Source organism: Citrobacter sp. Cpo148 (genome assembly GCF_030332375.1).
Lineage (GTDB): Bacteria > Pseudomonadota > Gammaproteobacteria > Enterobacterales > Enterobacteriaceae > Citrobacter > Citrobacter portucalensis.
Window position 1 is genome coordinate 228909 of the sequence record NZ_JAOWHY010000043.1, and the last position, 15021, is coordinate 243929.

General features: G+C 48.4%; 15 protein-coding genes and 1 pseudogene. 2 read left to right on the forward strand and 14 right to left on the reverse strand.

Translation table 11 applies throughout. The features are described 5' to 3' along the window. Positions 1-116 precede the first annotated feature (116 nt). From OGY10_RS11025 to OGY10_RS11050, 7 genes and pseudogenes are all read right to left on the reverse strand, one after another. Positions 117-833, reverse strand: a complete 717-nt coding sequence (locus OGY10_RS11025) for a fimbrial biogenesis chaperone (protein WP_060682266.1) — start codon at positions 831-833, stop codon at positions 117-119. A gap of 21 nt (positions 834-854) precedes the next feature. Continuing rightward, the gene (locus OGY10_RS11030) at positions 855-1340 is read right to left on the reverse strand and encodes a Csu type fimbrial protein (RefSeq protein WP_003832728.1); all 486 of its coding nucleotides are present in this window, start codon (positions 1338-1340) and stop codon (positions 855-857) included. A gap of 255 nt (positions 1341-1595) precedes the next feature. Then, on the reverse strand, positions 1596-2600 hold the full coding sequence (gene trpS / locus OGY10_RS11035; RefSeq protein ID WP_191226065.1) for a tryptophan--tRNA ligase: 1005 nt from the start codon (positions 2598-2600) through the stop codon (positions 1596-1598). A 215-nt stretch (positions 2601-2815) separates the two neighbouring features. Beyond that, positions 2816-3871 carry a sensor domain-containing diguanylate cyclase gene (locus OGY10_RS23785; protein ID WP_410733841.1) on the reverse strand — a complete coding sequence of 352 codons (1056 nt, stop codon included), beginning with the start codon at positions 3869-3871 and terminating at the stop codon, positions 2816-2818. After that, positions 3851-4528, reverse strand: a pseudogene (locus OGY10_RS23790) (HAMP domain-containing protein); the annotation flags it as partial. The pseudogene OGY10_RS23790 and the gene OGY10_RS23785, both read right to left, overlap by 21 nt. Positions 4529-4719: 191 nt before the next feature. Then, positions 4720-5829 carry an AI-2E family transporter gene (locus OGY10_RS11045; protein ID WP_003832733.1) on the reverse strand — a complete coding sequence of 370 codons (1110 nt, stop codon included), beginning with the start codon at positions 5827-5829 and terminating at the stop codon, positions 4720-4722. 299 nt (positions 5830-6128) lie between these two features. Next, positions 6129-6494 carry a VOC family protein gene (locus OGY10_RS11050; RefSeq protein ID WP_103285139.1) on the reverse strand — a complete coding sequence of 122 codons (366 nt, stop codon included), beginning with the start codon at positions 6492-6494 and terminating at the stop codon, positions 6129-6131. A 322-nt stretch (positions 6495-6816) separates the two neighbouring features. On the opposite strand from OGY10_RS11050, the gene OGY10_RS11055 reads away from it, so the two are divergent. Then, entirely contained in the window at positions 6817-7776 is a 960-nt protein-coding gene (locus tag OGY10_RS11055; protein WP_191226063.1) for a YbgA family protein, read from the forward strand. A gap of 12 nt (positions 7777-7788) precedes the next feature. Here OGY10_RS11055 and OGY10_RS11060 read toward each other — a convergent pair whose 3' ends face one another. The 7 genes from OGY10_RS11060 to OGY10_RS11090 all read right to left on the reverse strand — a co-directional run bounded on the left by OGY10_RS11060 (position 7789) and on the right by OGY10_RS11090 (position 14173). Continuing rightward, complete coding sequence (locus tag OGY10_RS11060) at positions 7789-9717, reverse strand: putative bifunctional diguanylate cyclase/phosphodiesterase (protein ID WP_128611929.1); 1929 nt, start codon at positions 9715-9717, stop codon at positions 7789-7791. Between the two features lie 17 nt (positions 9718-9734). Further along, entirely contained in the window at positions 9735-10229 is a 495-nt protein-coding gene (locus tag OGY10_RS11065) for a putative pterin-binding protein (protein WP_003832739.1), read from the reverse strand. A 411-nt stretch (positions 10230-10640) separates the two neighbouring features. Then, positions 10641-11282, reverse strand: coding sequence for a helix-turn-helix transcriptional regulator (locus OGY10_RS11070; RefSeq protein ID WP_286576749.1), 642 nt, complete (start codon positions 11280-11282; stop codon positions 10641-10643). A 115-nt stretch (positions 11283-11397) separates the two neighbouring features. Then, positions 11398-12366: a threo-3-hydroxy-L-aspartate ammonia-lyase gene (locus OGY10_RS11075; RefSeq protein ID WP_191214725.1), complete on the reverse strand. Its 969-nt coding sequence runs from the start codon at positions 12364-12366 to the stop codon at positions 11398-11400. A 27-nt stretch (positions 12367-12393) separates the two neighbouring features. Next, on the reverse strand, positions 12394-12789 hold the full coding sequence (locus OGY10_RS11080; RefSeq protein ID WP_191226061.1) for a RidA family protein: 396 nt from the start codon (positions 12787-12789) through the stop codon (positions 12394-12396). Positions 12790-13036: 247 nt separating this feature from the next. Continuing rightward, positions 13037-13345: a monooxygenase gene (locus tag OGY10_RS11085; RefSeq protein ID WP_057067232.1), complete on the reverse strand. Its 309-nt coding sequence runs from the start codon at positions 13343-13345 to the stop codon at positions 13037-13039. A 36-nt stretch (positions 13346-13381) separates the two neighbouring features. Beyond that, positions 13382-14173 carry a PhzF family phenazine biosynthesis protein gene (locus OGY10_RS11090; RefSeq protein WP_191226060.1) on the reverse strand — a complete coding sequence of 264 codons (792 nt, stop codon included), beginning with the start codon at positions 14171-14173 and terminating at the stop codon, positions 13382-13384. Between the two features lie 129 nt (positions 14174-14302). On the opposite strand from OGY10_RS11090, the gene OGY10_RS11095 reads away from it, so the two are divergent. After that, positions 14303-15001: an RluA family pseudouridine synthase gene (locus OGY10_RS11095; RefSeq protein WP_057067234.1), complete on the forward strand. Its 699-nt coding sequence runs from the start codon at positions 14303-14305 to the stop codon at positions 14999-15001. Positions 15002-15021: the final 20 nt, after the last annotated feature.

Sequence of the window (15021 nt, forward strand, 5' to 3'; positions counted from 1 at the left end):
TTTTGGCTTTGATAAACCCCTTAACTGGTTGATCATTTATCGTTGCAGTCAGATACAGTGTCTCATTTTCTGCTGACTGGACAGAAGGACATACCAATAAAAAAACAACAATGGATTTAAGGTGTAATGTTAATGATCTGCGTTTTAGCATTGTCATTCAAATTAAGTGATAAAGATGACGCAGTAGTTATTCCATTCGGTAACGGCCATTCCTTTTCACTATGCGGTAATACATACCCGAGTAATCCATTGCTCATGGCAACACTTTTCTTGCCAGAGAAAATAAAAACATCGCTTAATTTAACATGCTGGGTACCATTGTTTTTTATTTTTAACATTAATGGATGAACTGAACGATCGATTGATACATCTAGTTGACTACTGACGGGTTGGGTATCTTTACAATTAACAAATACCGGGATGGAGTAACGCAGCAAGAAACGAACCCCATCTTTATCAGCCATATTATTTTCACCAGGGAGTTCATCAACGATAATACGGTAGGCCTGCTCGGTATCACCACTACCTGGCGTTGCTAAGATAACCCGGATCAATTGCTGGCGGGAGACCGGGATTGTGGTCATAGGAGGGCTAACCATTACATCCTGGGTCTCGGTCAAGTTGTCTTTATTATTTTGCTGTTTCCACGCATAGACACGGATCTGTGCCCCGATAGTGGCGCTACCCGTGTTACGTACATAGATAGCCTGGGCTGATTCTTTACCACAGAATCCCAGGGTGACCGGGTACACCTGCAAGGTGGCAGCGTATGAATTTATTGTGCAGGCCAGGCTCAAGACGCTAACACCAACCCATAAAATAAATCGTTTCATATGCTGCACCTTTAAATTAAATCAATATGTAACTGTTAATGTAACGGTATCGGTATAGTCCCCAGCAGAGGCCTGTTTCAGGGCATTTGCCGTTACTTTCCCGAAGATGGGCAATGCTTGCTGTTCACCGGTACCGATAGCTGAAATACCGTTATCAGCCAGAGAAGTGCCGCCAGGATGATCGGTAGAAAGGGTATAGGCTACTTTTTTTGCATCGGCGGTGTCGTTAGAACTCATTTCGAAATCGTGAGTTTTATCCGTTCCGAGCATATACCCTGTGCCGTTTGTACAGGTTACATAAGCTTTGGCAGAGGCTGTAACAGCCCCATCATTACTACCGTGTGAACCAAAATCCATATCATCAACGCTGACCTTGCATGATTTTTCGACGGTCAGTTTTACCGTCATTTGGTCGCTAACGCTGCCTGAATCATCTGCAAAGACAGCGGATGAAAATAAAATGCTAATCGCAGTCAGAGATAATGCAGTGGCTTTACGGTTAATCATTTTAAAACTCGCTAAGGTTATATAATCGATTTTATAAGGGTGGGAAAAGGCGAGGAAGGATAGAGATTACTGGTTAATTTTGATTATGTATTTGTGATATGTGTAAATCATGTAAATGGCTGGAAAGGGTAGTTACATTCAGCAGGGTATCAATGAATCACAACCTCGGGTGTCACGTGATATGAGTTGAATTAGCGCCATAAAGAGTCATCCCTCCCGATGCTTATTTCCCACCGGGAGAGACATCAATCCAGATTAAAACACCGGCAAACCCAGTCCTTGCTTCACTTCTTTTAATGTCTGCTGCGTAATCTCGTGCGCCTGCTCGCTTCCTTTTTTGAGCATCGCCATCAGCATGCCTTTATCCTGAATGTAGGTTGCACGCCGCTCGCGCATAGGCGCGATGAGTTCTTGCAAGCACACTTCCAGCTCGTTTTTGCATGTCCGATCACCCAGTCCCCCCCGTTGGTAATGCGCTTTCATTTCCGCCACTTTTGCTTTATCCGGATGAAAAGCATCGAGGTAAGTGAATACCATATTGCCGTCTATTTGCCCAGGGTCGGACACTTTCAGATGATTAGGGTCGGTGTACATTGCGCTGACCGCGCGGTGAATGGTTTCTTCGCTGGCTGACAGGAGCAATGTGTTACCAAGCGATTTTGACATTTTGGCATTTCCGTCGATCCCTGGAAGGCGGCTGGTTTCACTCAGCAGCGCTTTGCAGTGCGATAGGACGGGGGCCGGTAACAGGCTATTCATCTTATGCACTATCTCATTAGTCTGTTCAATCATTGGCAACTGATCGTCGCCGACGGGAACGACTCCGGCTTTGAAGGCCGTAATATCTGCCGCCTGACTGATGGGATAAACCAGAAAACCAACCGGTAACGAACGGGCGAACCCTTTCTGCGCAATTTCGTTTTTGACCGTAGGATTACGCTCCACGCGAGCCACGGTGACGATGTTCATATAAAGCGCGGTTAACTCTGCGAGAGCAGGCAGTGCCGATTGCAGACAGATGGTAGTAAGTGACGGGTCTATTCCTGCGGCAAGATAGTCGGCAAGTACTTCGGGAATATTGTTGCGGATCTTTTGCGGTGTGCTGCCGTTATCAGTTAACCCTTGTAGGTCAGCCACCAATATAAACTGCTGATAATCGTGTTGCAGCGTGGCGCGCTGGCGCAATGACCCCACATAATGGCCAAGATGCAGCGGGCCGGTGGGACGATCGCCTGTGAGGATGATAGTTTTATTGTTCATGTCAGACTCCTTAGTCATAAAACCGAAAGGGGTCTCTAAATGCAAATAACCGCCTTTCGGCGGTTATTTAAAATGAGGAAAACACATTCTGACCGCCTTTAAGAAGGCAGCCACCACAGGTTGAGATTAAAACCGTTGATATCGTGTTTTGTGTTCATCCAATTAACATACCACCTGGCGTAGAGGTAAAGCAATGCCCGAAGTGCTGGCGCATATCAGCTCGCTTCCAGCATGCCAAAGCTCACAATGCGCGAACGACCTAACTCTTTCGCGCGGTACAGTGCAACATCTGCGGCGCGTAACAGGTTGTCGCTCTGGGCGTGCTGCGGGTAACTGGCGACGCCTATAGAGACATCCACGTGTCCAATATCGGAAACGCCAAAGCGCAGCGACAGTTCGCGTACGCCGTTGTAGATTTCCGTAGCAAAGCGGTTAGCGGCCTGTTCATCCGTATTGGCCAGCAGAACCAGAAACTCTTCACCGCCGTAGCGGAAGGCCATGCCGCTGTCGTGGACAACGCGCTGAATAGTCGCAGCGATACTTTTAATCACGCTATCGCCAGCCTCATGGCCAAAGCGGTCATTAATACTTTTAAAATGATCGATATCGATCATCAGGCAACTGATTGGTTCTTTGTTACGCACTGCCTGGTTCATCTGGGTACGCAGTGTATCTTCAAGATGATGACGGTTGCGCAGTCCGGTTAGCGGATCGTAGAGCGCTTTCTCCAGCAGGGCGTCACGCAGACGCTGGTTGGCTAATGCGAGGCCGAGTGCTTCTGCCATCAGCTCCAGGTATGCACGGGAGGGGGCGGAATCATCGCTAAGGTTCTGGAATGAGAGCAGGCCGATGGCTTCGCCCTGGGCAATCAGCGGAACACACAGGGTGTGGTGCTGGCATGACTCTGGCAGATGGTAGCAGGCGATATCGGGTTCACCTTGTACCGGAGGATGACTCTGGCCGCGGCGCACAGCCCAGCATTCGTCCGGGTGGAACGCATCCGCTTTACCCTGCGGAGAAAGCCATTGTGCAACGCAGCGCATTTGCCAGGGTTCCTGGTCCAGTATGTAAAGCCGCCCGGCGATACCTGGAGCAATATTCGGTGCAAACAGCTCTGCCACATTGATGACATCGGCAAAACTCTCGCAACCCTGCAGACGTTGCGTCATGCGCGCCAGCAGATCGCGGATTGCCCAGTCTGCATCTCGCTCTTTCTCCAGTCTCTGACGCGCCAGACCGTTCTCGCGAAATATCCGGATCGCCTGTGCCATGTCGCCTATTTCATCTATCTGGTTAAAGCTGGGCGTCTCAACGGCATAATCCTGCGATGCGAGACGGTTTACGACATCGCTCAAACGCACGACGGGACGCAGGACGCGACGCTTTAAAATGAAACCGAGAACGAATAAAAACAGCAGCGCTGTCAGACCGACCATCACTTCAGAGGCTGTCCGCAGCATGCGGGATGACTGGGTTGCATATTCAATTGTATTGCGTACGCGGTTATCGAGCAGTTGGCGGAAATGATCTATCCGGTCCTGGGCGCGTTCCAGTTCCTGTTCATAGCTTTTCCCATAGAGCAGGGCAATAGCCTGCGACTCTTCTGCGCGCGCGACGCTGGCAAGCGCCGCAGCTTGCTCGTCCTGCAGGGCATCAACAATCTGTAGCCCTTCGTGCAATAGCGCCAGCTCTTCATCCGTTGCCCCGATGTCTTTTAGCTTCGACAACCGCTGTTCCACCGCTTTTAGCGATGCTTCTTTCTGACGGTAGGCGTCAAGCACCTGAGGATCTTTTGCAATAACATAGTCGCGCGCCAGGTCGGACAGCGACCAGGCATCGAGTTCGACTTCTTCGGTAAGTTGATCGAACTGATAACGCTGTTCTACCACCTGGCGTTCTGTGTTATCGGCGCTGGATGCCATCAGCATGACAACGCCTGAAGCGATGGTCAGGCATACCGTCGCGCTATAGGCCCAGTTGGTGATTGTGGCAATTCGCACTGATTAGTTCCTTCTGCGACGATTAATGAATACGCATGATTGCAATTATAGGAAACGCATGATTTTGCGTGAAAATAAAAAAGGCGGTCCAGAAACCGCCTTCTGTTATCGTCCTGCAATCATAAATCTGGAGGATTTTTTCCTTCTTCCATAAAGGCTTCGTCGATTCCTTCCACGTTACCTTCATGGTCACGCCCGGAAAACAGGTTCCAGCAGGTTATGAATAGTGCAGCAATCAGGGGGCCAATCACAAAGCCGTTAATGCCGTAGATCTCCATGCCGCCGAGAGTGGTAATCAAAATCAGATAGTCCGGCATTTTGGTGTCTTTACCTACCAGCAGCGGGCGCAGGATATTGTCCACCAGCCCAACGATAATCACGAAGAAGCCAACGATAAACAGCCCTTGCCATAGCTGGTGGGTGGCGAACAGGAATATTGCTGCAGGTACCCAGACGATCGCTGAGCCCACGGCAGGCACGAGCGAGAGAAACGCCATCAACGCCCCCCACAGAACGCTGCCGTCGATATCCACAATTGCAAACGCGATGCCGCCAAGAATACCCTGAACCAAAGCGACGACCGCCGTGCCCTTGACGGTTGCCCGCGTCACGCCGACGAATTTGGCAAACAGGTGCTGTTTGGCAAAATCAGAAAGGGGTAATGAGTCCAGAATCTGGCGCACCAGATACGGTCCATCCTTCAGTAAGAAGAACAGCAGATACAGCATGATGCCAAAACTGATAGCAAAGCCGAATGTCCCTTTCCCAATCAGAAATGCACTGCCAGCAAGGTACTGCCCGCCTTGCAGCACGACATCGGACAGTTTTTTCTGGATCTGCGCGACATCATCCAGATTGTGTTCTGCCAGAAATCCTCTGGCCCAATCAGGAAGGTACGAAAGAATAGAAGTGACGACTTCCGGGAACTGCGTGTCATTCTGTTGCAGTTTGGTGTACACCACGTTCAGTTCAATGGCCAGCGATGACAGGATTACCATCAGCGGGATAAAGACAATCAGACAGATAATGACGATGGTAATTAACGATGCCAGCCCGTTGCGTTCGCCAAGCGCGCTACGAAGTCTGTTTTTTACCGGGTTAAAGATAGTCGTTAATATCGCGGCCCACAAAATGGCGGAAAAGTAGGGGGACAATACATCGAAGAACGCCCAGGTCACGAGGGCAAGTATGAAAATGAAGAAACCTTTAGTCAGTCCGTTAAATCGCATTAGTGAACCCTGTAATGAGAAGCAGTCCCGACTATAGAACCGTTCAGGGGATTTACCAACTTTAGCTGCAGATATTTAGAATAAAGATGTTGCACTAAGGCTACATTCTTATTGTCCTTGCTTCACTGGCGGGAGAGCTATCCTCGCCTCAGTTCAAACTTAATCTTAGACATATACGAATTCCTTCTTTTCAACGATACTCTTATGCTATGAGTTCAAATAAGCAGCGTTATTACAGCTCTTCAGGCAGATTCAAAATCAACATCGAATAATTTTTCGATATCCAAACTGCACCTTAATCAGTCCGGCGCATGGCAGACAGCCTCAATATTATGGCCATCAGGTGCAATGACAAATGCGGCATAGTAGTTTTCGCTATAGGAACGTAAGCCAGGTGCTCCGTTATCCTGGGCTCCCGTGCGCAAAGCAGCATTGTAAAATTCATCAACTTGCTGCCGGGTTTTTGCGACAAACGCCAGATGCAGAGGAGCCGGCTTGTCATTCGTCTGGAACAGACAAAGTGAAACATTATCGGAACCCATTTCAACACCGTAGCTTGGTGTGCCTTCATCGATGAGTTCTACGCCAAGCGGCTGAAGCGCGTTGAGAAAGAAAATTTTACTTTTTTCGTAATCACTTACACCGATTTTCACATGATCGAACATTCTTTATTCCTCATGAAGATATGAACAAATAAAGAGTATATAAAGAGATTGAAGTCGCATTCACGTAAGAACCTGTCAATGTGATGAACATCAATTTAGAGATCTATATATCTACAGTACCTGCCTTTGCTGTTTTAATTGGATTCTTTGATTGCCTGGTTTGTATCCCGCCTAAATATTCATTAGGAATGGCACGATTATGGGGGGATACTTACACTTGCATCTATCAGTTCAACTCACAGCAGATAACTTACGCTATGATTTAATAGTGAAACCGTCATTTTTTTCCCGAAAAGGGTCGTCAATTAACGAGGGGGTTGTTATGAACACTCAGCCTGTCATCGGGATTAGTGGATGTTTAACTGGTTCAGCCGTGCGATTCGACGGTGGGCATAAACGGATGGGGTTTGTGATGGACGACCTGGCTCAGTGGGTGACTTTCAAACCTGTCTGCCCAGAGATGTCCATGGGTTTGCCTGTACCACGTCCCGCGTTGCGTCTGGTTCAAACCGCCCAAGGGAATGTCCGCATCTGTTTTAGCCATGCGCCTGGTGAGGATGTAACCGATAAAATGTCCGATTTCACCAACTCATATCTTCAGGGACTTGGTGGCCTCTCGGGTTTTATCGTCTGTGCTAAATCACCGAGTTGCGGTATGGAAAGAGTGAGGCTGTATGACGAGAAGGGAAATCGTGGGCGAAAAGAAGGGACTGGTCTGTTTACTGGCGCGTTAATGGAAACCTACCCGTGGTTGCCAGTCGAAGAAGATGGCCGCTTGCACGATCCAGTGCTGAGGGAGAACTTTGTCGAACGCGTGTTCGCATTGCATGAGCTTAATTGGCTGCGGGCCAATGGTCTTACTCGCCATGGCTTACTCAACTTTCACAGTCGCTATAAGCTACAGCTTCTGGCTCATCACCAGGCCGGTTACCGGGAAATCGGCCCATTCGTTGCCTCACTTCACCAGTGGGATGATTTGGACGCTTTTTTCGTTGTCTATCGTGAAAAGCTCATGACGATCCTCAAAAAGCCCGCCTCACGAAAAAATCACACCAACGTACTGATGCATATCCAGGGCTACTTCCGCGAACGGTTGAACTCCCGCCAGCGCGGAGAGTTACGTGACGTTATCCTCAACTATAGCGGTGGGCTGCTGCCAATATTGGCGCCTCTGACGCTACTCAAGCACTATCTGGCTGAATACCCAGACAGCTATCTGCTTACCCAGAACTATTTTGATCCTTATCCGAATGATTTAGCGCTACGGTTGATGATCAAATAGTCTGAGAGCGATTCAACCGTTTCTGATTTTCTCATCGATACAAGGCTGAGGTTTACCAAACAGATATCCTTGGGCGAAATCGCAGCCCAGCGCCTGAAGGCTTTTTAGTTGTTCCTGCGTTTCAACACCTTCAGCAACAGCCTTCATATTGAGGGATTTCGCCATGCCGGTGATCAGTTTGATGATATTAAGCGCATCTTCCTGTGTGGATATTGAATGGACAAACGACTTGTCTATTTTAATTTTATCGAAGGCAAGCCTGCTCAGGCGCGAAAGGGAAGAATATCCGGTGCCAAAATCATCGATCGAGATTTTTACACCCATGGCTCTGAGTTTGTTAAGTGTGTTCATCGGCGTCGTACTCTCAATGAAGAGAGAGGATTCTGTTACTTCCAGTTCAAGACGATCGGCTGGGAGTCCAGTTTCTTTCAGAATAGACAGTACGATACCGACAAAGGCTTTGCTGCTTAGCTGGACAGGAGAGACATTCACTGAAATTTTAGCCGGAACCGCCCAACAAGCCGCTTCCCGGCAGGCAATTTCAAGCACAGCTTTCCCCATCTCATTAATCATTCCGGTTTTTTCAGCAACAGGAATAAAGTTATCCGGCGACAGGAGGCCCTTTAGAGGATGGAGCCAACGAATTAGGGCTTCATAGCTATAAATTTCCTGGCTGAAGGAGTCAACAATGGGCTGATAATAAACCACGAATTCTTTGTTCACTATTGCCAATGCCATATCATGCTCAAGCGTTCTGCTTTCTTGTAGCTTTTCTAACATTCGTTGTCGGAAGACTTTTATCTTACCAGAGCCTTCACCTTTGGCTTCATAAAGGGCCAGATCGGCAAATTTATAAAGATAGTCGGAACGACGTTCAGTGTCTGAGATAACAATGCCAACACAGGTGGTTATGTTGATAATCGTGTTATAAATAGTGTAGGGCTGGCTGATAAATTCACATATTTTCTGGGCGCGCGAAACAGCGTGGCTTTCTGTCAGGCCACTTGAGAGAAATGCAAATTCATCTCCACCCAGGCGATACAGCGTATCCGAAGTAAGGCTCATCGAAACCAGTCGGTCAGATATCTGGCGTAGCAACATATCACCGGCATCATGACCATACGTATCATTTACTTCTTTGAATCGATCTAAATCAAACAACATCACAGTCACAGAATCGTGATTTTTTTCTGCTCTCTCAATTGTTTTATTTAAATCGCTCCAGAATAGCTGACGGTTATTCATCTCGGTAAGAGAGTCATGGTAGACGTCATATTCCAGTTTAGCATTCTGAATTTGCAGTTTTTCTTTAGATTTCTGCAGTTCTTCGGCAAGACTCTTGACCTGCAGGTGCGCCCGCAGAATATTTCTGTTTTGATAGAAAATGAGCACGCCCAGAATCGCACTCAGTATTATCAGCAGCACAGAGGTTGCAGAATAAATATAGTACAGCGTCTGGATTTTTTGGTTGGCGTTATTGATCGAGTTAACATCTTTGTTTAACGCACCAGATGAAAGACGACCCAGTGGCGCATCCAGAGTATGCATTTTTTTCAGATAAGCCTGGAGTGCTGAACGGTTCATTTTTTCTAGATTAACATCCAGAAAACTAAGGGTATTTTCAAGTTTTACCGCCAGCTCGCGGTGGGCTATATTGCTTTCGATGTAGCGCCCCAGGTCACCTTCTTTTATCAAATCACTCTGGCTAAGCATAATGTCGAGGCGCATGCGTACATCATCGAGATTCATCGTATCATCGATAGTGTAAAGACCAAGCAACGATTCAAATCGGTAATATTGTGATACCAGCTGAGCAGCAGACCAGGAATCGGTGTAGTGAGTCAGTTTCTGTAACTCTTGTTGCCGTTCATGCACGAGGAAAGAGATATACCCGGTAGATATAAAAAGAAAAAAGATGATGCCAGCCAGTATTCTGTTCATGATGTTCCTCTGAACGCTTACTCAATATCCATACTACTGACCTGCCATGCAGACCTTGAATAATAAATCTGATTATTCAATTCTGGCATGCTGTCATAGGGGTACACAATGAATAACGGGCCTTTGTCACGGATGCGCATATATTTTCCGTTGATTTTTAACGCAAGGATAGCATTGTATTTTTTGAAATCACTAAGAGGGATAACAGTGGTGTAGTCATTGAGTGCAGTGACCTTAACAACAGAGCCGTTCGCCCCGACATAATCCATGAGTTTTTGTAGCGGAATACCCGTAAAGGTAGTGCGTCCATTATACCAAGGGGAGGTGGTCTGGAAACTGACCATGCCCAGCTTCTCAAGGCTGGCGGTATCAAAAACGGCTTTCCCGTCTGCATTTGTATTTTCAATATTACCCGACAGCGTTAAAAGCACTTTACCGGTGGGCCTGGAAAGTTCACCTGCCCATAGCTGGGTGGAGAGTACAAAGCTTACCAACATGACCATTAATCGCATTCTTACCTCACCAATCAGCCGGATGTTAAAGAATTATAATTTAGATATCACGCTATTTATATATATTGCATGGGTATTATTGGTGTAATAACTTCAATGGTTTTTTAACTCTTTTAAATCAGTGAGTTAGTTGTTACCTGTTCTGCTGTGGTGCATTAAAAATGCTAGTGTGTTATTTGAGTAAAGCTAAATTTCACTATGTATGTACAAAAATAAATCATCTATTTACTCAGTGCCAATAAATGCGCACGAAAATAAAGGTTAATTTTTTTCACTGCAGCTGGATTTGGTTGTTTACTGGTGGGTAACTATATCGGGCACGAAGCCGCCTTTAGTGGAGCGGGAGCGCTTCGTGTCGGTAATCAAGGACAGAAATTCTCTACGTGGCAAGTGTGGTCTATCTGAACCCGTTTATTCACCCGCCTGAGCTGACTGGCGGGCATACAGATAGGCGGTGGCCCTCGATACACCCAGATGCTGTGCAACCGTATCCATAGATTTGCGTACGTTCAGCAAACCGTCCTGGCGTAATTGTTGAATCAGCAGCTTACGGTCTTGAGGTTTAAGGGCTCGGGCCGTCGTCGCGCGTTTAGCGGCAAAGTCATCAATACGCTGGCGGATGACTTCATTACTGCCGGGATCGATATGTTCCTTAATGGGGGAATTTTCAGTTTCAGTAAAACGCGCAAGAGCACTCTGCATACCACGGAACAGCGTCATATCGACATTCAGGCAAAGTGCCGCTACGTATTTGCCGTCTTCGTCCTTGATGCCAATGGAGGTACTTTTCACCGGACGGCCATCGGCAAACTGATTACTGTAGTTCGCAATGATGCTGGGAAAGTCAGGTGATGCGATTCTCGTCAGGCCAAGCTCGGTTGCTGGCTGGCCAGGTTGACGTCCGGAAAGATTATTATGGATGGACAAAATGGCATGTTCTGGATTTTTGAGGTCATGAACCACCACTTCGCAAAACGGAGAGAAGGTCTCACTCAATCCCCTGGCGATAGTATCAATTTGGCTGAGAAGCGAGTTATTGTCGGTTTTTGGCATGCCAGTCTCCTGCGGTGATGTCTGTTGCCAGTTTACAGTGACCTGGGAGCGTTTTTCCAGACGGGAGTGTACAGACAGTAAAAGTAGGGTATCTGCATGGCAGATACCCTGTTTATCATCCGGCCAGAAATTCACTGTAGCGACTGATATCCACATTTCCGCCGCTGATGATAATGCCGATTTTCTTGCCGCGAAGCTCAGCTTTACGCGCTCTGGCGGCAGCAAAACCCAGACACCCGGTCGGCTCTACGACGATTTTCATGCGTTCAGCGATAAATTTCATTGAGGCAACTAACTCAGCGTCTGAAACAGTCAGAATATCGTTCACGTTTTGCTGGATAATCTGAAATGTATAGTTCCCGAGATGTTGAGTCTGAGCACCGTCAGCAATGGTTTTGGGCGTATCGATATGAACTATTTTTCCACTTCGGAACGACTGTTGACCATCGTTACCCGCCTCAGGTTCGACACCATAGATGATGCAGTCAGGAGACAGATGTCTGGCCGCCAGGGCGGATCCTGAGAGCAGGCCGCCACCGCCCAGACACACGAAAAGAGCGTCTAACTGACCCACTTCTTCAATTAGCTCTTTTGTGGCGGTGCCCTGGCCTGCTATCACGTGCGGATGGTCGTAAGGGGGGATTAGCGTTAACCCCTGTTTCTCTGCCAGGTCCCGACCAATTTTTTCACGATCTTCAGTATAGCGATCGTAAGTTACCACTTTTCCGCCATAGCCTTTCGTCGCCGCAACTTTGGCCGCCGGGGCATCATGCGGCATGATAATTGTTGCTGGAATACCCAACAACTTTGCCGACAGGGCAATGGCCTGTGCATGGTTGCCGGAAGAAAACGTCACGACGCCCGCAGCGCGTTGTTGTGGCGTGAACTGGCGTAGCGCATTCATAGCGCCGCGAAATTTGAAGGCGCCCATTCTCTGGAAGTTTTCGCACTTAAAGAAGACTTCCGCGCCAAATTCTTCGTTAACCGTTCGGGAGGTCATCACCGGCGTTTTGTTAGCATAATCTGCGATTCGCTCTGCCGCAGCGGCAACATCGTAATAATCAGGCAGTGTCATTTCAGTCATTGTTGTTCACCTGTATGTTGTTAAACGTCACGCTTGCGGGGCCAACGCAATAGCTTCAACTTCCAGCGCAAAACCATAATGAAGTTCCGCAACACCTGCTACTGCACGGGATGGACGGAAATCACCGATCCACTCTCCATAGATTTTGTTAAACGTCGGCCACTGGTTCATATCCGTCACATAGACGCGAACAGACACCAGATGCTGACGTGATGCCCCAGCACCAGCCAGACAAGCATCAATATTCTTGAGTACCAGCCGGGTTTGATCTTCAAAAGAGGCATCCGCTTTTTTCTCACCGTCGAAAGTGATCGGCAATTGCCCGGAAATGAAGACGAATCCGCCAGCCGTTGTACTGTGCGAGTAATGACCTGCTGGCGGGAAGCTTCCAGCAGATGAGTTCAGTGTAATGTCCGCGGTCATATGAGAATCTCCAGTCGCAGTTTGTGATTCATTTTGTATAAAATAATACTGTTTGTATTATTTTATACTCCTTCATAGTGCGTTCGGCCAGCGATAGTTTTCGCTAACGCTGATTTTGTGAACTACTGCAAACGTGGCCCAGGCTAAATCACTGTCCTGGAGTGGTGACGGGGATATTGCTGTTGAAAGGGGGAAAGCCGGGGGGAAATGAAGAAACGCCCCGGGAGGGGGCGTCTAAGGCAAAAGTTTAGCTGATATGACCGTGGTTAATTTTACTTAGCGGTTCATTGATATCGAAGATTTTGAACGTTACTTCCTCCACACCCAGGTGCTTCAGGCGGGCGGTATGCTTTTTGATATAGGCCTGAGCGGTGTCTTCGTCCTGGAACAGGTAGATGCCTCCCGCTTCGTGATTTGCTTCGTTCTCGGTCCAGATTTTCCAGATGAACCCCGGCTCCTGGTTGATTGATTCTGCCAGTTCAACGAGCTGATTCGACATCTCAGCCCCAAACGGACCATGAAAATCAAAGTGTATCTGCACGAGTTTGTTCGACATAAATCCTCCATGGATTGGTTATTTTGGGTAAGGTTGCTAGCGCAACAGCACTTTACCGATCAGATAAGTTATCGCATGCCCACTGATATAAACACGCGTTCCTGCTAACTGACAGCGTAAATCCCCGCCGCGTTCAGAGACCTGGCGTGCCAGCATCTGTGTTTTATTCAGTTTTCCAGCCCAGTAAGGGATCAGCATGCTATGTGCCGAGCCTGTGACCGGGTCTTCCGCGACGGCTTCACCCGGGCAGAAGAAACGGCTGACAAAATCGTATTCCCCGTCACCCGGCGCGGTGATGCATACCATTTTCCCCAGCGGAATCATGGCGTGGATGTTGGGGCGAACAGCCTCAACCTGCTGTTGATTTTCCAGCACTACCATGTAATCGCGTGCCACACGCACCTCTTTGTATTCGGTGATGCCTAATGTTTCCAGCAGTAAAGCGGGCGGCACGGCAGATTCGCTTTGCCAGGCTGGAAAATCAAGCGTCAGCCATTCACCGCAGCGCGTGACCGTCAGCGGTCCCACAAAGCGGGTAGCAAATTGGATTTTGGTATCCGGGTAATCCAGATGTTCAAAGATGACATGCGCGGCGGCAAGCGTGGCATGCCCACACAGATTAATTTCACCCTGAGTGGTAAACCAACGCAGCTCAAAGCCATTCTCATTGGCGACAAAAAAAGCGGTTTCTGACTGGTTATGCTGCTGCGCCATCTTTAATAATGTTTCATCGGGCAACCAGTCCGTGAGCGGACAGACTGCTGCGGCATTACCGCCAAATGTCGTGGTGGTAAAGGCATCCACCATGTAAAAATCGATTTGTTGCACAGAGTAACCCTCTCATCGCACTCAGGATAAATCACACTCTACCATGCCAGCCATTGGGTCAATGCTCAGATTCGCCACTGTGGTGAAAATTCGTTATCATCCGTTCCCACACCTCATTCTGGCCGCCTGATGTCTACGATCTTCGATACCTTTATTGCCCCGCCTTGCCATGACGAGATAGAGACCCTCTATCAGGACGAGCATCTGGTGCTCATCAATAAACCCAGCGGGTTGCTTAGCCTGTCGGGCAAAAATCCGCAGAATCTCGATTCGGTACATCACCGGCTGGTACAGATTTACCCTGGCTGCACGCTGGTACATCGGCTTGATTTCGGCACCTCTGGGCTGATGGTGGTCGCTCGTAACAAGGCTATCAACGCCGCGCTTTGCCAGCAGTTCAGCCAGCGGACGATCACTAAGGTGTACAGTGCGCTGTTATGCGGGCATCTGGAAAACGACGAAGGGGTTATCGACGCCGCAATTGCCAAAGACCCGGCGCTGTTTCCATTGATGTCGATTTGTGCTCTCAACGGCAAACCCGCGCGCTCGCGCTATCAGGTTGTCGAGCGTTTTTATCATCGTCAGGAAGAGGGGACGTTGCTCCCCTTGACGCGGGTACAACTGACCCCTGAAACCGGGCGCACCCATCAACTACGGATCCATTGTCAGCAGTTGGGACATCCTATTTTGGGGTGCGATCTGTACGGTGGACGTCTGCTGCCGGGGACTGAACAAACGCCACGGCTGATGCTGCATGCCAGTGAACTGCATTTCAGGCATCCCATTAGTGAAGCGTGGATGAACGCCAAAAACGCCAGCCCGTTTTGAGGCGAAAAAAAGCCGCCTGG